The 21,244-nt window shown below is 40.3% G+C and carries 12 protein-coding genes and 3 tRNA genes; 12 read left to right on the top strand and 3 right to left on the bottom strand.

The genetic code is table 11. The annotated features are described in order from the left end of the window. Nucleotides 1-110: 110 nt before the first annotated feature. A complete protein-coding gene (locus G7B20_RS05425; RefSeq protein ID WP_164109005.1) occupies nucleotides 111-1,616 on the bottom strand; it encodes an SUMF1/EgtB/PvdO family nonheme iron enzyme in 1,506 nt (501 codons plus the stop codon). 373 nt (nucleotides 1,617-1,989) lie between these two features. Here G7B20_RS05425 and ispF point away from each other — a divergent pair, with 373 nt between their 5' ends. From ispF to uvrC, 4 genes are all read left to right on the top strand, one after another. Further along, entirely contained in the window at nucleotides 1,990-2,469 is a 480-nt protein-coding gene (ispF, locus tag G7B20_RS05420) for a 2-C-methyl-D-erythritol 2,4-cyclodiphosphate synthase (protein WP_164109003.1), read from the top strand. 149 nt (nucleotides 2,470-2,618) lie between these two features. Next, entirely contained in the window at nucleotides 2,619-5,774 is a 3,156-nt protein-coding gene (locus tag G7B20_RS05415) for a tetratricopeptide repeat protein (protein WP_164109002.1), read from the top strand. A 16-nt stretch (nucleotides 5,775-5,790) separates the two neighbouring features. After that, nucleotides 5,791-8,037, top strand: coding sequence for a penicillin-binding protein 1A (locus G7B20_RS05410; protein WP_164109000.1), 2,247 nt, complete (start codon nucleotides 5,791-5,793; stop codon nucleotides 8,035-8,037). Between the two features lie 130 nt (nucleotides 8,038-8,167). Next, complete coding sequence (gene uvrC / locus G7B20_RS05405) at nucleotides 8,168-9,982, top strand: excinuclease ABC subunit UvrC (RefSeq protein ID WP_164108998.1); 1,815 nt, start codon at nucleotides 8,168-8,170, stop codon at nucleotides 9,980-9,982. Between the two features lie 10 nt (nucleotides 9,983-9,992). Here uvrC and G7B20_RS05400 read toward each other — a convergent pair whose 3' ends face one another. Beyond that, nucleotides 9,993-11,606 (bottom strand): Na+/H+ antiporter, encoded by a 1,614-nt coding sequence (locus tag G7B20_RS05400; RefSeq protein WP_164108996.1) that lies wholly within the window; start codon nucleotides 11,604-11,606, stop codon nucleotides 9,993-9,995. Between the two features lie 98 nt (nucleotides 11,607-11,704). Further along, nucleotides 11,705-12,583, bottom strand: a complete 879-nt coding sequence (gene era / locus G7B20_RS05395) for a GTPase Era (RefSeq protein WP_164108993.1) — start codon at nucleotides 12,581-12,583, stop codon at nucleotides 11,705-11,707. Nucleotides 12,584-12,785: 202 nt separating this feature from the next. Between era and G7B20_RS05390 the strand changes: the two genes are divergently transcribed. From G7B20_RS05390 to cysS, 8 genes are all read left to right on the top strand, one after another. Next, nucleotides 12,786-12,857, top strand: a tRNA-Met gene (locus G7B20_RS05390). 80 nt (nucleotides 12,858-12,937) lie between these two features. Continuing rightward, nucleotides 12,938-13,009, top strand: a tRNA-Met gene (locus G7B20_RS05385). Nucleotides 13,010-13,050: 41 nt separating this feature from the next. Beyond that, a tRNA-Met gene (locus G7B20_RS05380) sits at nucleotides 13,051-13,122 on the top strand. An 89-nt stretch (nucleotides 13,123-13,211) separates the two neighbouring features. Further along, nucleotides 13,212-13,286 carry a cytochrome c oxidase subunit 2A gene (locus tag G7B20_RS19730; RefSeq protein ID WP_370626311.1) on the top strand — a complete coding sequence of 25 codons (75 nt, stop codon included), beginning with the start codon at nucleotides 13,212-13,214 and terminating at the stop codon, nucleotides 13,284-13,286. Between the two features lie 120 nt (nucleotides 13,287-13,406). Next, entirely contained in the window at nucleotides 13,407-16,484 is a 3,078-nt protein-coding gene (locus tag G7B20_RS05375; RefSeq protein ID WP_205600173.1) for a SusC/RagA family TonB-linked outer membrane protein, read from the top strand. A gap of 18 nt (nucleotides 16,485-16,502) precedes the next feature. Beyond that, on the top strand, nucleotides 16,503-18,236 hold the full coding sequence (locus tag G7B20_RS05370) for a RagB/SusD family nutrient uptake outer membrane protein (RefSeq protein WP_164108991.1): 1,734 nt from the start codon (nucleotides 16,503-16,505) through the stop codon (nucleotides 18,234-18,236). A gap of 184 nt (nucleotides 18,237-18,420) precedes the next feature. Continuing rightward, nucleotides 18,421-19,725: a ribosome biogenesis GTPase Der gene (gene der / locus G7B20_RS05365; protein ID WP_164108989.1), complete on the top strand. Its 1,305-nt coding sequence runs from the start codon at nucleotides 18,421-18,423 to the stop codon at nucleotides 19,723-19,725. Nucleotides 19,726-19,756: 31 nt separating this feature from the next. After that, complete coding sequence (gene cysS, locus G7B20_RS05360; protein WP_164108987.1) at nucleotides 19,757-21,229, top strand: cysteine--tRNA ligase; 1,473 nt, start codon at nucleotides 19,757-19,759, stop codon at nucleotides 21,227-21,229. Nucleotides 21,230-21,244: the final 15 nt, after the last annotated feature.

Here is a 21,244-nt window from a genome sequence, read left to right as displayed (position 1 = left end):
TGAAGAATCGGATAAGAGTATGGTATGCTTATAAATAATTTAGCCTCGAAGTTTTTGGCTCGAGGCTAAATAATATAAAGTACTCTTGTTGTTATAAAGTACTCTTGTTGTTATCTTCCAGGTCCGAATACGTTTCCTACCATGGTCATCGCACAACGGAAGCCCGTCATTGCATTAGATTCATTTTGCTGCATATAGCGACGGGTGGCTGGGTTTAACCAGTATGCCCTGTCATTCCAAGAGCCACCTTTGAATACACGGGATTTATCATTGACAAGTGTTGTTTTACCGTATAGCGCTTTTTGTTCCTCGTCTTTAAAGCCTCGTACATCATAGTCATATGAGGTTGAGTTTGGATCACCGGCTTTAGAAGCCTGAAGTTCTTCCCAAGTTTGTTTTCTTGCCGCTTTAGCAGGGACTTTAATCGGTCTGCCATATTTATCTTTGGCTAACGTCCTTGTCTCCGCATTTTCGTATTGGTTATCCATAAAGACGTGACCACGGAAAGGGTTGAAATCTTCAAAGTCCTCGTAGGAAAGCTGGCGATATACGTCGCTGACCCATTCGTTGACATTTCCTGCCATATTATACAGTCCAAAATCGTTAGGCTTATAGCTCTTTACTGGAACTGTGATGTCGCCTCCATCATTCAAATCACCTGCGACTCCCATATTGTTTCCACTTGTTATTTTGAAGTTAGCCATCATTTTACCTTGATTTTTTCTGCTGGCATCACGAACGCCTAACCCGTTCCATGGGTAAGCCTTGCTGGTCTCAATATTACCATTGTAGGTGTTACCTATCAGACCAAGAGCGGCATATTCCCATTCTGCTTCTGTAGGGAGTCTGTAGGGCTGTTTTAAGATGCCATCCTCCATTCGTACAGTTCGTTTAGCGTCTTTTTGTGCACCTATTTTGTTATCTGCAGGCATGTTTTTACCGTCAATACCTGCGCCTTGGTATTGACCATTTAGGTACATATCTGTATTATAGGTCTGTCCGACCTGCTGTTGTTGTTCGCTTAAAGTTTTATAATCGACTAAAATCCCTCGCTCGCGTAATATGTTTTCATTAACGCGGTCGGTGCGCCATTGGCAATACGCATTGGCTTGTTCCCAAGTTACCCCTACCACTGGATAGTCTTGGAAAGAAGGATGACGTAAATAGAAATTGACATAAGGCTCATTATAGGATAGGGGATTGCGCCATACCAAAGAATCTGGAAGTGCATCGTAATAGAGTTTGCCATCTTGCGGGTAACTTTGAGCGATCCACTGTAGGTATTCTAACCAATCCGCATTGGATACTTCGGTCTCATCGATGTAGAAAGAAGCAACAGTAACTTTTCTTCTTAGGTTGTCATGTGAAAAGCCTAGATCCTCATTCAGACTTCCTCCCATCACAAAACTACCGCCTTCGATTCCAATGAGTCCAGGTCCCGGGCTCTCTTTGATCTTTCGGTTAATTTGCAGTCCTCCATTATAAGGGTCGTTATATCTTACCCCTGTCTTATCGGATACATCTCCACGGCGGCTTTTACTTTTGCAGGAAGTCATCAGCACGGATGATGCTACGACTAGAACAGCAGATGTAATGACAAATCTCAAATAGTTCATATGTAAATAATTATCTTCGATGAGCTCGTAAGCTCGGTTTGAATTCTAATGGCCATATAGAATATCCAAGGTATATTATGCACGTTTATGTCTAGTGCGCATGCTGCGTTTCGGTTATTCGTGTTTGTACAGTCAATGCTACATGAATATTTTATATGAATAATCAGTTGTCCATTAAATTAACTCCCAAAAATATAAATAATTTAAGAGATATGGTATGCTTTAGTTTATAAAATCACCTAGTAACCTTTTGGTATTTGTATTAAAAAATGTTAAAAGGCATATTTCTTACTTTTTATGCATAGTCGTTGTATTAGGCAATGTGCAAAATATGCCTTAATTTAGGTGTTTTTAAACGATAATTGTGTTAAACATGAAGATAAAGGTAGGTTTTGGATTTGATGTGCATCAAATAAAAGAGGGGCATCCATTTGTAATTGGAGGTGTGTTGTTGGATCATCATGCGGGTGCATTTGGGCATTCCGATGCCGATGTGTTGGTGCATGCTATTTGTGATGCAATTCTGGGAGCGGCAAATCTAGAAGATATCGGCTATCATTTTCCAAATACAGATGAGCGATGGAAAGGAATAAGCAGTTTGCTATTACTCAAGGAGTGCGTACGTTTAATTCAGGAAAAGGGTTGGTCTTTAGGTAATATCGATGGTATGCTTTGTCTGGAGGCACCTAAGATCAAACCTTACATTGGGGCGATGAAAGAGAAGATAGCAGAAGCGGCTGGACTAGAAATCGATGATATATCAATCAAGGCAACCACCAACGAGACTATGGGATTTATAGGACGTGGAGAGGGAGTTGTAGCTTATGCGGTGTGTTTGATACAGAAAGGATAGCTTCGGTTTTTTTGTTTTTTTTTCTAAAAACCTAGAATTACTTGAAATTAGTGTTTTTTAACAGCAGATAATGCTGTAATAATTAATACTTTTGTATTGTTTGGGGGGAAGTGTGTAAATCCAATTACCTTAATACATAGGTTTATAGAATGTTAGTTTTAATTTCGAGATCTGCCTTACGTTGTATATTGCCAGGATTTGGTTTGGTTCTTTTTTGTTTTGTATTGTTGTTTTCCTGCAAGAGTGCAAAAAATAAAAATAGGGCCTTTGATAAAGTCAATGGCACAGCAGAAGAAAAAGAATATAATTTTAGACAGAATTTTACAACGAAGTATAATATTCTTTATAACTCCAACCTGATGTTGGACAATGAAAGGGAAAGTATCTTTCACGGAGCTAAGAAGAATTACCAAGTTCGTCAATCTGTTTTTGATGAACCCCATGGCGATGGCGAACCCCATAAATTGATGGACTCGCTGATCCAGAAAGCCTACAAGATTGTAAATAATAAGCAGGAAAGCAAGTATGTTAATGAGGCTTATCTTTTGATTGGAAAGGCGAATTACTATAAAGGAGCTTACCACACATCAATCGAGTTCTTTAATCAGTTACTTCGTACGGCCTCTGAGGAGCAAAAGCAATATTTGCCGCTGGCCTATGCGTGGAAATCACGGGCTCTTTTGCAGATTGGAAAACAGGAGGCAGCAAAAATGGCTTTGGATTCGTCGTTTATTACATTAGACGAAGAGAAGAAGAGCCGGACATTTGTGAACGCCGCTGCCGCTAATTATCATATCCGTACCGGAGCGGAACAGACCGCCATTCCTTATTTAGAATATGCTTTAGAGTCGAACTCCAATACATTGGATAATAGACGGTGGACTTTTTTATTGGCTCAGCTGTATAAGGATAATGGACAGAAGGAACAGGCATTCACTTATTTTGATAAAATCGCAAAAAGTAATGTACCTTTTGATATGGCTTTTGAGGCTAGTTTGCAAGCCGCATTTTTGGAGGGAGATAGGGGGCTTACTACTGCCGAGCGGGTGAAGCCGCTCAAACGTATGTTGAAAGAGGGGAAAAATGATGGTTATCAAGATCAGATTCTTTACCAAATAGGCGATATCTATTACGGGGCTGGAGAGGATGAGGAGGCGTTAACTTATTTTAAAAAATCCCTGTTGCAACCTAAACGCAGCGAATATCAATCTACAGAGACGTATTTGCGTCTTGCTGAACATTATTTTGATCAACAACGTTATTTTAATGCGCAGCGTTATTTTGATTCTGTTGCAATGCTTTTGCCGGCAGATTATACCGATGTAAATAAGGTGCGACGCAAATTGGGGTATATGGATGAGATAACGACCTTATATCAGGAAGTCGCCTGGCAAGATACCCTGCTTCAGCTGGCTGCATTGAATGATAGTGATCGTGATGCTACGCTGGACTCTTATGCACAGATACAGTTGTCATTAAAGAAAAAAGAGATTGAAAGACAAAAAGAGCTGGCAAAGAAAGGGAAAAAGAAAGCTAAGGGAGAATCGATAACAAATGCGGCCTTTGCGGCCTACAATCAAAATCAAGCGCAAGACATTACACAGGCCTCAGATCGTACTTTTTATTTTAGTAATCCAGATGAATTGCTGGTCGGGCAGAATGCCTTTAAACGTAGATGGGGCAGTAGACCGTTAAAAGACAATTGGCGCTATGATGCTGATAATACGGGGGATTTACAAAATACAACTAAAATAGCGGTAATCGATACAGATTCTGTCGGGAAAGAAGAGGTCTTGGACGAGATGCAATTTATTGCATCAGCAAAGGAACGCTACAGTAAAGATATTCCAAAAGAAAAGGAAGCGTATGAGGCGAGTCATAAAATCGTACATGACAAGCTAATAGTCATCGGTAATATTTACAGGGATTATACACAAGATAATAAAGATGCAATAAAAGTCTATGAGGAGTTCTTGAGGCGTTACCCAAATACGGAAGCAGGAGCCGAGATCTATTACTCTTTGTATAGAATGTACGATGGAATCGATAAGGCCAAATCGCAGGATAATTTCGATAAACTGATAGCTCTTTTTCCGGGTTCACTCCATGCTAAAGTTGCTCAAGATCCATCCTACATGGATAAGATTAGACGAGATAAGAATATTCTTGACCGCGTTTTTGAGAAACTATTTGACTTGTATGCAAATGGAGATCATGCAGCTGTAATTCGTGAAGCAGATATTGATCTAAAAGAAAGATTTGAAAATACGGCATTGGTTGCCCAGGTCGAATACCTACGGGCGTTAGCTATTGGACGAGTAGGGAGAATCGAAGATTTTACGACGACTTTAGAGGGGATCATTGAGCGTTATCCACAAGACAGTTTGGTCGTTCCATTAGCCAAAGAAAATCTAGCTTTTATGGCTCAAAACCCGCAGTATTTTGTACACCGGGTGAATGCCCTTCAGGATATCGACAAGTCGCGTATTGCATTTGTTGATGAGCCCGATATGACGGCTTGGCCTAGTCTTGATATCGATGGTGACTATAGAAGTGGTACGGCAATTGTTAAGGAATTACCTAAGCCGAAAGAAGAGCCTAAAAAAGAGGTTGTAGTGGCTAAGATTAAAGAGGCTGTCAAGGAAGAACCCAAGAAAGAGGTTGTAGTGGCTAAGATTAAAGAGGCTGTCAAGGAAGAACCCAAGAAAGAGGTTGTGGTAGCCAAGGTGGAAGAAAAGGTAAAAGAAGAACCGAAGAAGGAAATTGTCGTGGCTAAGGTTGAAGCGATAAAAGAGGAAGAATTAAAGCGGGCTGCGCTTGCAGATGTAAAGGGTACCGATAACGTTGGTGTAAATAATAAATTGAATAATGATGTTGTTGTTGGAGTCGCTGACATCAAGATTGGAAACTCAAAGATTGATTTTGGTCCAAATGACTATAGGGATAAAAAGCTGTTCCCTGATACGGCAGAGTATTATTTTACGGTAAATGTCATGGATTCCAAAGTGAATATGGCTCCAAGCCGTTATGGGATAGGACAATTTAATCGAACTCGGTATCATAATACACCTATTAATCATCAGTTAAAGGTAGTAAATGGAGAAAACCAATTAATCTTTATTGGTCCATTTAAGTCTTTTGAAGAAGTAAAAGTTTATGAGTCAAGGTTATTGCCACTTATGCTAGAAATAATGAAAGTACCAGCGGAAATTTATAATACCTTTGTCATCACAAAACAGTCTATCCCATCGTTAACAGATGGGGTCGAGATCAAGAAGTATCATCAAAATTATATAGAACAATAGCGGATATTTTTAAAGGATGAAGAGAGAATCGAAAAACACTAAACTGACACCCGAGGAAATAAGTAAATATACACGTACATTCTGGCAGATTTTAATTGGTCTTATAGCCTTTGTATGTTTGTTTTTGGTCGGTGTACGTGTTGGATTATTTGGACAGCTTCCGTCGTTCGAGGACTTAGAGAACCCAAGGAGTAATTTGGCATCAGAAATTTTGACAGATGACAATAAAGTTTTAGGTACATACTATCTGCAAAATAGGTCAAACGTAAAGTACAGTGAATTATCTCCCCATCTAGTTCATGCATTAATCTCTACAGAAGACAAGCGGTTTTATGCACACTCTGGAATAGATTATTTCAGGACCCTTACGACGATTTTTCATACGGTTGTATTACGGGACAAGCAAGGCGGAAGTACGATAACACAGCAGTTGGCACTGAACCTGTTTGCAGAGCGTCGCGAGCGGGGTACAATTAAGCGTATCATGCAGAAATTTCAGGAATGGATTACAGCAGTGCGTCTAGAGCGGAATTACACCAAGGAGGAAATTATCATGATGTACTTCAATACGGTGGATTTTGGCTATAAAAATACCTTTGGTATAAAATCAGGAGCGCGTACTTTTTTCAATACTACACCGGATAAGCTTACGGCTGAACAAGCGGCTCTGTTGGTTGGTATGTTGAAGGGGCCGAGTATGTACTCGCCCATCAGAAATAAGGATAGGGCATTGACCCGTCGTAATCAGGTCTTGATTAATATGCATGGGGAAAGTTTCTTGACAGATGTAGAGTTAGAGGAGGCAAAAAATAAACCCTTAGAATTGGATATTAATATTTCTAGTTATGGTGAAGGTTTAGCCCCTTATTTTAGATCTGTACTGAAGGATGAAATAAAAAAAGAGTTTCAACGACTCTCCATCACCAAAGCGGATGGAACTCCCTACGATTTGGATAGAGACGGTCTACGTATTTATACGCCGCTGAACTATAAGATGCAGGAGTATGCTGAAGCTGCGCAAAAGGAGTGGATGCAGAAGCTACAGCGTGAGTTTGATAAACAATGGCGTAATAGAAATGCCTTTTCCGGAGATAGAGCAAAACTATTGGAGACGGGGATGAGACGTTCTGACCGCTACCGTGAACTGAAGGAAAACGGCGCTTCAGCTGAAGAGATCAAAAAAGCGTTTAATACAAAAGTTTCGATGAGTATATTCACGTGGAAAGGATCGGTAGATACTGTGATGACACCCATGGACTCTATTAAATACAATAAGCTGATGTTGCGCAATTCCATGATGGCTATGGATCCGATGACCGGACATATTAAAGCATGGGTAGGAGGTATTAATTTTGAACACTATAAATATGATCAGGTAAAAATGGGAGTTAGGCAGGTTGGATCTACGGCTAAGCCTTTTACCTATGCAGTCGCCATAGATAATGGATATTCGCCCTGTTACACTGTTCCTAATCACCAACAGACCTATGGTGACTGGACGCCTCGTGGTACCGTACAAGGAGGGGATCCTATTACGCTGAAGAATGCAATTAAGTATTCGCAGAACTTTGCTACGGCTTTTGTCATAAACGAAGTAGGGGCCGCGAGTGTTGCCGATCTAACACATAAAATGGGGATTACTTCCAATGTGCCAAATTATCCTTCGATTGCGCTGGGCGCATATGAGGCATCGGTATATGATATGGTGGGCGCATATTCTTCATTTGTGAATCATGGTACATGGATCGAACCGACTATGATATTACGTATTGAGGATAAGAACGGAACGCCTATTTATGAGCGTACACCGAAGGTCGTAAAGGCGTTGAATAGCGAGTCAGCATATATTATGGTCGATATGTTGAGAGGCGTAGTCGATGGCGGAACCGGTTCGCGCGTACGACGTGCAGATTATGGAGGATTGACCATTCCTATGGGTGGGAAAACAGGTACGACGAATGATAATTCAGATGCTTGGTTTATTGGTTTTACTCCGCAATTGGTGGCTGGTGTATGGACCGGAGCGGAGGATAGAGGGATCAGTTTCAGTAGTATGCAGTATGGTCAGGGAGCGGCTGCGGCGCTTCCGGTGTTCGGTCTTTTTATGAAGAAAGTATATAGCGATAAGTCGTTAAATTATACAAAGATGGATTTTCCAAAACCTCCGGGTGGTATGACGCGTGTGATGGATTGTTCGGAATACTCCAAGTACGATGGATATTCGTCGGAGCCACAGTTGGAAGATGACCGTTTAGGCTTTTAAAATCTTTAAGTTGCGTGTGGTTTTGATTACACGGTAACACAAGTACTCACCGCAAGAAATTATTCTTTCGGTGAGTTTTTTTTAAAACTGGTGCCAAATATAACATGTCGGCAAATAGTATGGATAAATAATGAGTTCATTTGACTATAAAATCGAATTAAAGCGAATCCCACATAAGCCTGGGGTTTATCAATATTTTGATAAAGATGATGTATTAATATATGTCGGAAAGGCCAAGGATTTAAAGAATCGTGTGAGTTCGTATTTTGTGAATGATCGCCAACTGAACTCAAAAACGAAGGTTCTGGTACGGAAGATACAGCGTATCGCCTTTACCATTGTAGATACGGAGATTGATGCTTGGCTTCTGGAGAATAACTTAATCAAAAAGCATAAGCCAAGATACAACGTCATGCTTAAGGATGATAAGACGTATCCTTGGATTGTGATAAAGAATGAAGCTTTTCCCCGTGTATTCTGGACACGTAAATATATAAAGGACGGGTCAAAGTATTACGGTCCTTATGCGTCGATCAGTATGATGCATATCGTCCTCGATACCATTCGGGAGTTATTCCCTTTGAGGACCTGCTCCCTGAATTTAGCCCCGGAAAATATTGCCAAAGGGAAGTACAAAGTCTGTTTGGAGTATCAGATAGGTAATTGCAAAGGTCCTTGTGAAGGATTGCAGAATACGGGGGAGTATAATCTGAACCTAGAAAGTATTAAAGATATTCTGAACGGTAAGATAGGTGTTGTGACGTCAAGACTTAAGGAGCAATTAAATGATGCTATCGCAGCGCTAAATTTTGAAGAAGCTCATATTTTGAAGACAAAGTTGGATAAACTGGACAATTACCAGAGCAAATCAACAGTTGTCAGTTCGTCGATTACCAATATTGATGTTTTCAGCATTGCCTCTGACGAGAGCTACGCTTTCGTTAATTTCCTGAAGGTCATGAATGGTGTCGTGATTCAGACGCAAACGTTGGAAATGAAAAAACGATTGGATGAAACGGATGAAGAGCTTCTGGCAATTGCCATCCCTGAGATCAGAAATCGATACAAGAGTATTTCGCGCGAGGTTATAGTACCCTTTGATATGCAGATCGAAGGTTTTTCGCCCGATGTCACGTTTTTTGTGCCTAAATCGGGTGATAAGCGAAAGCTATTGGACCTTTCGTTGAAGAATGTTGCGTATTTTAAGAAGGAACGATTGCTACAGTACGAAAAGCTAAATCCTGAGATAAAAACTGAGCGCCTGTTAAATCAGATGCAAAAAGATCTGCGGATGAATGTACTGCCTCGACATATTGAGTGTTTTGACAACTCGAATATCCAAGGTAATTTCCCGGTATCAGCTATCGTCGTTTTTAAGGATGGAAAGCCGTCTAAAAAAGACTATAGGCATTTTAATGTGAAGACCGTAGAAGGGCCGAATGATTTTGCGACAATGGAGGAGGCTGTTTTTAGGCGCTATAAGCGACTGTTGGATGAAAATCAAGAACTGCCTCAGTTGATCATAATTGATGGCGGAAAGGGGCAGCTTGGGGCCGCACTGAAAAGTTTAAGGTTGCTAGGGATCGAAAAAAAACTTACTGTAATTGGGATCGCTAAACGTTTAGAAGAACTTTATTATCCGGGTGACCAGTATCCGTTGTACCTGGATAAAAAATCAGAGACATTACGTGTGATCCAACATCTTCGGGATGAAGCGCATCGTTTTGGTATTACCTTTCATCGAAATCAACGCAGTCGCAAGACCTTTGTGTCGGAACTGGAGAATATCCCGGGCATCGGTAAGACAACTGTTGAAAAGCTTCTTAAGGTGTTCAAGTCGGTCAAACGGATTAAAGAGCAATCTGATGAAAGTTTAGCAGCGGTATTAAATGCAAAGCAACTAAAGGCACTTCGGACATATTTTGAAGCACCTTCAGAGAGCTGATTTGAAGCTATTAAGTGTGTTGAAAGCCAGTTATTTTTACTTCGTCATAATCGAGCTGGTTTTCAATATTCCGTAATACGCTGTCGTCAAAGGTTTTCTCTTTCCGTATTAAACGTAATTCATTTCGTTCTTCCTGGATAAGCGCCCGAATAATCTGTCGGCTTTCGGCTTTGTCAATCGTAAAGTTGCTGGGGCCTGCAGTACAGATGTTTTTATCTTCCAGCATGGCGATTTCGTTTTCCAAACGATGTTTGTAATGTCGCACGAGACCATTGTTTTCTATTTCTTGGGAATAATCATTTTTTAATTTATTCAAGGAGGCTTGTTTGATTCTCTTTTGAACAATAATTTCCTGTTTGTCGGGAGAAATTCCTGTGCCTTGATCTTCGACTTTTAGTAGGTGTAATAACCACGGAAGAAGTAAGCCCTGCCCCACTAGAGTAATCAAAATGGTTACAAATGTTACGAATAATATAATATTACGATGTGGAAAAACTTCACCGTTGGGTAATAAAGTAGGAATGGATAAAGCCGCCGCTAGAGAGACCACTCCGCGCATAGCCGCGAGGCTAATGATTAAGGGCTCTTTCCAATCCGGTTTTGGGAGGTTCTTGTTCTTAAGTTTGGAACGGTACCAAGGGATATAAGTAACCATAAAGCTGTAAGCTATACGGACTAGGATGATGACAAGACTGAGTATAACGGCATAGTAAATGCCCTGTTTGATTGTGTGATGCTGCATATGAGCAATAACAACAGGGAGTTCTAATCCTATAAGAATGAATACGGCTGCGTTCATCAGAAATATGACGACTGCCCAGACGGAGGTTGCTTGAAGCCGCGAGGTATGACTGAGGTAACAGTCGGCATGATAAGACATGAATAGGCCTGCAGATACTACGGCCAGTACACCTGAGAAGCCATAGTGTTCGGCTACGATGTAGACGATATAAGGGACCAATAAAGTAAATACCGTATCAATATTCGAGTTTGAGGGCATTTTGCGGAGGACGAAGCCTGCAAAAGCCCCGATAAGTAAACCTATGGCAGTTCCGCCTAGGGCCATAATAAAAAAGTCAGATATTGCTTCCTGCATTACAAACTGGCCGGTCATTACTGCGGCTAAAGCAAATTTGAAAACGATCAAACTAGACGCATCATTGATCAAACTCTCTCCTTCTAAAACACTCGTTATCTTTTTGGGGATTTTTAAATGTTTCAAGATGGAAGTTGCTGCAACGGCGTCTGGAGGTGAGTTTATGCCTCCTAAAAGGAAGCCCATAGCAAGTGTAAGTCCCGGGATTAAAGAAGATGATACATAAGCAACAACCAAGGAGGTGATGAACACGAGTCCAAAAGCCATAGAAAATATTTGTTTCCGCCAATTGTGAAAATCCTTCCAAGAAGTAAACCATGCTGCTTCGAATAGGATGGGGGGAAGAAATAGCAGAAAAATAAGATCGGAGTGAATTCGAATGTGGGGCATACCGGGAGCGAGGCTGATCAGTAGTCCGGCGATAACAAGAAATATTGGGTAGGCTATTTTTAGTTTTTGACCTAATAGTACTAACATCATCACGCTGAATAGTACGCCGATAGTGGTTAATAGATAATCGTGTATCATGCAATAAAACCATTTATTAACTAAAAATAGTAATTAGTTTCTTTGCTTTTTCTTTCGAAAAAAAAATGCCAGTAAAAAAATACTGGCATTTGTATGTTTTAGTCTTCGTATCCGAATCGTTTTAAGTGATTTTTCTTAGATCTCCAATCGGGGATTACCTTAACAAAGAGTTCCAGAAATACCTTTCCATCAATAAACTCTTCGATGTCTTGGCGCGCATAGGTGCCCACTTTTTTGATCATTGATCCGGCTTTACCTATTAGAATGTTTTTCTGTGAATCCCGCTCTACAATGATTTCAGCCGCTATACGTGTTATTTTAGCTTCTTCTTTGTAGGAGGTTACAACCACTTCTGTACTGTAAGGAATCTCTTTGTCATACAATTTGAAGATTTTTTCCCGAATCATCTCTGAAGCAAAGAAACGCATGGATTTATCTGTAAGTTCATCCTTCTCGTAATACGGAGGGTGTATCGGGAGTTTCTCTTTGATATAGCTGAGTATCGGAGGGACATTGTATCCTAATAAAGCAGACATCGCAAATATAGCTTCCGGATTGAGTTTCTCTTTCCAAAACTCGATCTTTTCTCGTACTTCTTCTTCCGAAGATTTATCAATTTTGTTAATTAATACAGCTACTGGGGAAGAACTATTGCGTAATTTGTCTATGACGTCATTCTCGTCATATTTTTCGTGAATGTCCGTAACAAATAAAATAATATCTGCATCTATCAACGAGCCCTGTACAAAATTCATCATAGATTCTTGTAACGTATATTTGGGAACGATCACGCCCGGAGTATCCGAAAAGATAATCTGATGATCTTCATCGTTGACTATACCCATAATACGATGACGGGTGGTTTGTGCTTTTGGTGTGATGATAGACATTTTTTCACCTACTAAAGCATTCATTAGCGTAGACTTACCTGCGTTTGGTTTACCAATGATACTTACGAATCCAGCTTTGTGCGACATTATTTTGCTTTTTATTTGTTTTACAAAGAAACAAATAATATCTTTGTACTCCAATTAAGGGAGTAAATAATCTTTGATTTTGACAACAGGAACAAAGATTTGAAATAAGAAAAGTGGAGAGATGGGGTTAGTTTAACTCATCAGGCTTAAATTCGCCAGCTGGTGAACATTGGGTCGAATCTCAAAAGCAATAAAGATATATTGCGGGGTGGAGCAGTGGTAGCTCGTCGGGCTCATAACCCGAAGGTCATCAGTTCGAGTCTGGTCCCCGCTACTAAAAAACACTAAAGCGCGATGCTTTAGATAAAAAATACTTGATAGACAGACGGATCTTGAAAAGTAAATAAAATATATTGCGGGATGGAGCAGTGGTAGCTCGTCGGGCTCATAACCCGAAGGTCATCAGTTCGAGTCTGGTTCCCGCTACTAAATAAGCCAAGTGCCTACTTGGCTTTTAAAAAACATATTGCGGGGTGGAGCAGTGGTAGCTCGTCGGGCTCATAACCCGAAGGTCATCAGTTCGAGTCTGGTCCCCGCTACTAAGTAGAAAGCTTAATCGAAAGATTAGGCTTTTTTTGTGTTTAGATATAAAGTTTGTTATGTAACTAAAATTGTCTTTTATCGATAAATAAATGTCTTGGTTAGATTTATTTCTGTTTTTTGGTGTGTAACTTTTTGGTTGTTAATGCAAACGTTTGTTTAATTTACGCAAACGTTTGATGTTAATACAGAATTCTTAATCCTGTAACATTAAGTTAATTTGGAGCCATAAAACTAGATTGTGGTATCTGACTAGTTTAGCGAGTACCTTAAATTAATATTTATGATAAAAAGTTTTTCAAAGCCCTTTTTTGCCAATGGAGTCTATCCGATTACTTCGGCATTAATGTTGGCATTAGTAACACCGAATTTAGTCCAGGCAGCTAGTACTAATCAGCCAATTAATGTAAGTGTTAAAGAAGGGCAACAAAAGATCACTGGTAAGATTACTTCCAGTTTAGGCCCTGTGAGTGGTGCAACAATTACGGTGAAAGAGAATTCAGCATTGACAACCTCTTCGGATCAAAATGGTAATTTTTCAGTAGCTGCTACGATAGGACAGACTTTAGTGATTAGTGCTGTGGGTTACGAAACTGTCGAAAAGAAGGTAGCTGGTGGGGTTGTATCGGTGGTTTTAGTTGAATCCAGTGAGGCTTTGGAGGAGGTGGTAATTGTCGGTTATGGTACGCAGCAGAAAAAAGAAAGTCTGACTGGTGCTTTGCAAACAGTCAGCGGTGAGAAATTAAGAGATGTTACAACACCTGCTGTTGAAAATATGTTAAATGGCAAAGCTGCAGGGGTTTATGTTTCGCCTGGTGGAGGAAAGCCTGGTGCTCGAGGTGCTGTAGTTATTCGTGGTCAAGCTACCTTGAGTGGTACTTCCAGTCCATTGTGGGTTATTGATGGAGTCATTGTAGGTTCTAATCCTGGCGATATCAATCCGGATGATATTGCGAGTATGACAATTCTAAAGGATGCTGCTTCGACGTCAATATATGGATCACAGGGTGCCAACGGTGTCGTCGTTGTTACGACAAAAAGACCTACAGCGCGTGAAGCCACTATCAATTTCTCGAGTAAACTTGGTTTTAACAATCTTCATAATGGTAATATGGAGATGATGAATGGTGCAGAACTTTATGATTATTATAAGTCTTTTGCTAACCCCGAAAAAATCGATTTTCCAAGGTGGAATGAAGAATTACGAAATAGCAATTTTGATTGGTGGAAATTAGCGACCAAAACTGGTTTTGTTCAAAATCATAACGTGTCTTTGCAAGGGGGGACGGAGAAATTACAATCCCTATTATCTCTAGGGTATTACGATGAAGTTGGGGCGGTCAAAGGCTACGGTTACGATCGATATAATGTGCGTATAAATACTGTTTATAAGCCTTTTGACTGGTTAACCATCAAACCGTCTATTGTTGGAGCACGAAGGGCAGTGGAGGATAGGCAATACTCGACTGGAGCCATGTATTCTAATCTGCCATGGGATAGTCCATTTGATCAGGATGGTAATCTTGTTCCACATCGTTACGGTGGATGGGTTAATTCTCAAAATACAAATTATCTCTATGATTTGCAATGGAATCATAGCGCAAATACGAATTATGAATTGATGGGTAATTTGGATTTTGAGATTAAATTAACTGATTGGTTGACTTTTTCTTCGATTAATAATTATAGATACAATAGTTATGGTGCTAGTGAGTATACTGATCCCAGGTCTAATAGTGGTTTAAACGTCAATGGTCGTATAAAAGATTACAGGACAGAATATGCAAGACGGTATACGACGCAGATTTTGCGTGCCAACAAGACTTGGGGTAAGCATGCTGTAAATGGTATTGTCGCATATGAATTTAATGATTACTGGGCAAAAGTATTGGATGTATATGGTACCGGATTTATTCCTGGCTTCCAAGTTCTTGATGTCGTGTCAAAGCCTGAGCGGACTAGAGGTAGTATAAACGAATGGGCGACACAATCCTATCTGTCAAATGCGAACTATGCCTACGACGATAGATATTTGGCTCAAGTTTCCTTTCGACGGGATGAGGCATCTAACTTTGGGAAGAAGTTTGGTAATTTTTACTCCATTAGTGGGGGGTGGAATATTCATCGGGAGAGTTGGTTTAATGCTCCTTGGGTAAACAATTTGAAGCTGCGTGCAGCATACGGTACTGTAGGGAATAGACCAAGTGCACTCTACCCGCAGTATAGTTTATATTCGGTAGCCCTTAGTGCTGGATATAATGGGTTGCCTGGGATGTTGATCAATCAAATTGGTAATGAAGGATTGACCTGGGAGGAGACTGCCATAACAGGTTTCGGTGTGGACGCAGCATTTTGGGATAATCGTTTACGTGTAAATTTAGACTTATACGATAAAAATACAGACAACATCTTGTATAGAGTGCCAATCTCTACTGTGACGGGTGTAAGAAACGTGTGGAAAAATATTGGAGAAATGAATAACCGAGGCTTCGAGGTTACTGTCGGTGGCGATATTATCCGCAAGAAGGATTGGTTTTGGTCATTGGATATCAACTTAGGTCATAATAAGAATAAATTAACTGGATTGTACCAAACAAGACAAGCGGACGGCTCCTATGCTTTTAAGCACATTATCATAGGCGACGATACTAATATCGCAGGTTCTGCAAGTAGGGTGTTGGATATTGGTCTTCCTGTAGATACCTATTACTTGAAAGAATGGGCAGGAGTCAACGTGGAAAATGGTGCGCCAATGTGGTATATTGTAGATCGTGATGGTAATGGTAATGAAATAGGTCGTAAGACAACATCTAACTATGCTGCTGCAACTATGGAGAAATTAGGTAAGGCTTCTGCCGATATATTTGGCGGTATTAATACGTTTTTGAGTTATAAGCAATTCGACTTGGCTGCTGTATTTGGTTATTCCTTAGGAGGGAAGATATACAACTACTCACGCCAGGAGTATGATGCCGACGGGACTTACACGGATCGTAATCAGATGAAGTTGCAAGATGGCTGGAGTCGTTGGGAAAAACCAGGGGATATTGCTACTCATCCGGTAGCACGTTATGAAAACAATATGAATGGAAATAAAGTCTCTAGTCGTTATTTGGAGGATTCTGACTTCTTGCGTCTACGTTCGATGACACTAGGGTATAACTTTAACCTTGAAAGATATAAAGTTAAAAATCTACGGGTGTTTTTCTCAGGTGAAAATATATTTACCTGGACTAATTATTCGGGTGTTGATCCAGAAATCCCTGTAAAGGAAGATGATGGGAAAATATTGAGTTCGGCAGGCCCCAGTGTATATCCTACCGTTCGGAAGTTTATGTTTGGAGTGAACGTTACATTTTAAGAAGAGGAAGATAGTTTTATGAAGAAGATATTAATGTTATTAATCGCATCGGCCTCTTTTGCCTCTTGCGACATTGATAGAATGCCTTACGGCTCAATGGAAACTGGTAATATAACTAGTGATCCAGAAGCTTCAATAGACGCGCTGTTGAATGGAGCTTATGCGCAATTGAAGGCTTGGTCTGATCCGATGCATCGGGCTGGCGAATACGCTGGTGATAATATGATGATTCGAGGCGCCTCCACAGATGCCTTTTATGAGTTTATTTCTTATTCTCGTACACCAGAAAATTATAGATTAAGCCAATTTTGGGACGATAGTTACATCGCGATAGCTCAGACTTCAAATATTTTGAAGATGATTAAAGAGGGGCAGAGTGAAGAAATGGATAGTAAATTGGGTGAGTGCTATTATTTAAGAGGGATGTTGTATTTTTATTTGGTTCGTGCCTATGGTAGGCCATATGCGCAAAGTCCTGAAACCAATCTTGGGGTGCCTATCGTAAATGGTACGCCAGATGACGTGATCAACAATTTGCAATTGCCCGATCGTTCTACAGTAAAGGAGGTATACGAGCAGGTAATCAGTGATCTAAAAAAAGCAGAGTCTATGATTGCTAAAGATAGAAATGGAAAAGAGAGAGAACCTATTGTTGCCTCTAAAGGTGCAGCACAAGCTATGCTTTCTCGCGTATATTTGTACATGAGCGGAACTTACGAGTCTCCGAATGTAGAGTATGCAAAACTAGCCGTTGAATACGCTGATAAAGTTATCGGTTCGGGACTTTATAGTCTTTTGGGTAGAGATCAGTTTATGAGATACAATACTTATACCCCAGAAGCTAATCCTGAGACAATTTTTGCGGTAAAGCGGTTGGCATCTGAATTTTCGGGTGACGATCATTATTACGGCGTTGGGGGTATGTATGCAAATATAGGTGGTCAAGGTTGGGGTGAAATGTATGCAAGTGCAAAATACATTGATTTATTGAATGAAACTGGGCGAAATGATTGGAGACCGGATAGCTATAAGATTGTCGATGCTAGAGCGGCTTTTATAGAACCTACTTATGCTAAAAACGACAAAACAGGTAAATATTTGGAAGTCTTCCGTTTTATTCGTGAAGACGCCAATAATATACAAAGCTATGTGCAGGATACTGTTGTTCGTTCTGGAAATACAATAAGTACAAAGAATGATAAAGAGACCTATATTCTGACTGTCGTAAATGCGCAACAAGGTGTTTATTCCATTAATTATAAAGATGGAAAAACATATACCGGTGTTTTAGATTATTTTATCAGTTTAAATCGTGCTTACCCTCAGTTTTTTATAACGAAGAGCTCTAGAGAAGGGGAAGATTCACATCTGCATTCTCCAGTTATCAGCCGATTGGGTGAGGTTTACTTAAATCGTGCGGAAGCTTATGCAAAATTGAACAACTATGGCGCTGCATTACAAGATCTAAATCTTATTCGCAACAGATCCATAATCAATGGAGGTTATGCATCTTTAGATGCAAGTAATGCAAGTGAGCGTATTGATAAGGAGCGTCAGTTGGAATTGGCTTATCAAGCTGAACGTAGCTACGATGTGTTCAGAAATGGAAAGTCATTGACAAGAAGATATCCAGGGCCACATAATCAAGTGGAACAGATCACTGCAAAGGATTATCGTGTAGTGTATTATATTCCACAGTCCGCGATAAATTCGTATTCAGGTACATTGACCCAAAATCCAACAAGTAATTAATAACTTGTAAATATCATGTTACTTCCTTTTGAGCTCCATAGGTTTCCTACGGAGCTCTCTGTTTTAATGCGTTATTGAAAAGAATAATACCACTGATTTTACGTAACTTTGTCGCTTCTATTTATTGTTTAATAAAAGATTAGTTGCCGAGATGGTAACGCGCGAGAAAAAAAATATATAAGATATGGCAAACATTGTTGCAATTGTAGGTCGCCCCAACGTAGGGAAGTCGACCTTGTTTAACCGCTTGACGGAGAGTCGTAAAGCGATAGTAGATGACTTTAGTGGCGTGACACGTGACCGTCACTATGAAGTCGCAGATTGGATCGGTAAAAAATTTACTGTAATCGATACCGGTGGTTTTGTACACGGATCCGACGATGTTTTTGAAGAAGCCATACGTGACCAGGTGCACATTGCTATCGAAGAAGCTTCCGTCATTATATTTATGGTGGATGTAACGACCGGGATCACCGATCTGGATGATGAGATAGCTGACCTATTACGTCGCACATCCAAACCTGTATATGTCGTAGCTAATAAGGTGGATCATGCCAAATTACACCATGATTCCGCAGTATTTTACGCTTTCGGCTTGGGCGAAATCTATAATGTGTCTTCGGCTACCGGTTCGGGCACCGGAGAGTTGTTGGATGCGGTAGTTTCCAACTTTCCAGACGAAGAAGAGGAAGAAGATACACCACTACCTAAAGTCGCGATCATAGGTCGTCCAAATGTAGGAAAGTCATCCATGACCAATGCATTATTGGGTGTGGATAGAAATATTGTTACAGACGTCGCAGGTACCACGAGAGATTCTATCCGTATCCACTACAATCAGTTTGGACACGAGTTTTTGCTGATAGATACTGCTGGACTTCGACGTAAAAGTAAGGTAAATGAAGATATAGAATTCTATTCGGTCATGCGGACGATCAAAGCTTTGGAGGATTCCGATGTTGTAGTTTTGATGCTGGATGCCAACGATGGGATAGAAGGACAGGATATTAATATTTTTCATTTAGCGGAGAAGAATAAAAAAGGAATTCTTATTGTGGTAAATAAATGGGATACCATCGAAAAAGACCACAAGACGATGAAAGAGTTCGAAGCTCGAATAAGAGAGAAGATCGCTCCGTTTACAGATGTGCCTATCTTGTTCACTTCTGTTACGGAGAAACAACGTATCTTTAGAGTTGTGGAAAAAGCAATGGAAATTTTCCAGAACAAGACGAAGAAGATCCCTACGTCCAAATTGAATGATGTGATGTTGGAAATTATAGAAAACTATCCTCCTCCAGCGATCAAAGGGAAGTATATTAAGATTAAGTATGCAACTCAGTTACCAGGCCGTAGTCCGATGTTTGCTTTCTTCTGTAACTTGCCTCAGTATATTAAAGATCCTTATAAACGGTTTGTAGAAAACAAATTACGGGAGCACTTTGATTTTAATGGCGTTCCTATTCAAGTGTATTTCAGACAAAAATAATTAGATCACTCCATATATTATCTGTTTTTATATGCAACACAATCTATCGGTATACAATACCCTAACGCGCAAAAAGGAAAAGTTTGAACCTATTCATCCTAATCTTGTCGGTATATATGTATGTGGACCTACTGTCTACTCGGATGTACATTTGGGAAATTGTAGAACTTTTGTGTCCTTTGATCTGATCTTTCGGTACCTCTTGCATTTAGGTTATAAAGTACGATACGTACGTAATATCACTGATGCAGGGCATCTAGAAGGCGATAATGATGAGGGTGATGATAAATTTGCAAAGAAAGCTAAGTTGGAGCAATTGGAGCCAATGGAGATTGTGCAGAAATACACGCTGGGATTCCACGATGTGTTGCGCATGTTCAATACCTTGCCGCCCAGTATAGAGCCAACTGCAACAGGACATATATCCGAACAAATCGAGATGGTTAAGCAGATCATGGCGAATGGGTATGCTTATGAAGTAAATGGAACGGTGTATTTTGACGTCGATAAATATGTTAAAGAACATAACTATACGGTCCTGACCAACCGTAATCTAGAGGATATGTTAAATAATACCCGTGAATTAGGGGGACAGGATGAAAAGCGTGGTCGGTTGGATTTCGCCTTGTGGATCAAAGCCAAACCTGAGCATATCATGAGGTGGCCTGCACCATGGAGTGTAGGATTTCCTGGTTGGCATATAGAGTGTTCGGCAATGAGTCGTAAGTACCTTGGTGATCAATTTGACATACATGGCGGCGGAATGGATTTGGCAGCTACACATCACACCAACGAAATCGCTCAATCTGAGGCATGTAATCACGTTCAACCTGCTAAATATTGGATGCATACAAATATGTTGACTGTAAATGGAGCACGTATGTCCAAGTCAGCAGGAAATGGATTCCTACCGGGAGAGCTATTCACTGGTAACCATCCACTTCTTGAAAGGGGATATTCTCCAATGGCTGTTCGTTTCTTTATGTTGCAAGCGCACTATAGAAGCACACTGGATTTTTCAAACGAGGCTCTAGATGCTGCAGAAAAGGGATACAAAAGACTAATGTCTGCTATAGCGCTGTTGGATAAAATTACGCCGGCAGGTAAGACAAAGATAGACGTGGATCTGGACGAGCTGCGGAAGCGTTGTCATACTGCAATGGATGATGATTTTAACAGTCCGATATTAATAGCTGAGCTTTTTGATGCTGTACGCCTTATTAATTCTATTTACGATGGTAAGCAACAGGTCAACGTGCAAACATTGGATTCCCTAAAGCAACTGATGCAAGAGTTTGTATTTGATATTATGGGCTTAAAAGATGATCAGATTGTGGGGGATAATCAGAGTATGGATGACTTGATGGAATTGGTGATTAGCCTTCGAAATGAAGCGAAGCAAAATAAAGATTTTACCACCTCTGATCGTATCAGGCAAGAACTGTCTGCAATTGGAATTCAGTTGAAAGATAGTAAGGAAGGAACACTTTGGAATAAGATTTGATATTGTAGGTTCAAA

This window comes from Sphingobacterium sp. xlx-96 (assembly GCF_011007365.1).
Taxonomy (GTDB): Bacteria; Bacteroidota; Bacteroidia; order Sphingobacteriales; family Sphingobacteriaceae; genus Sphingobacterium; species Sphingobacterium luzhongxinii.
This window is presented reverse-complemented; position numbering and strand designations above follow the sequence as displayed.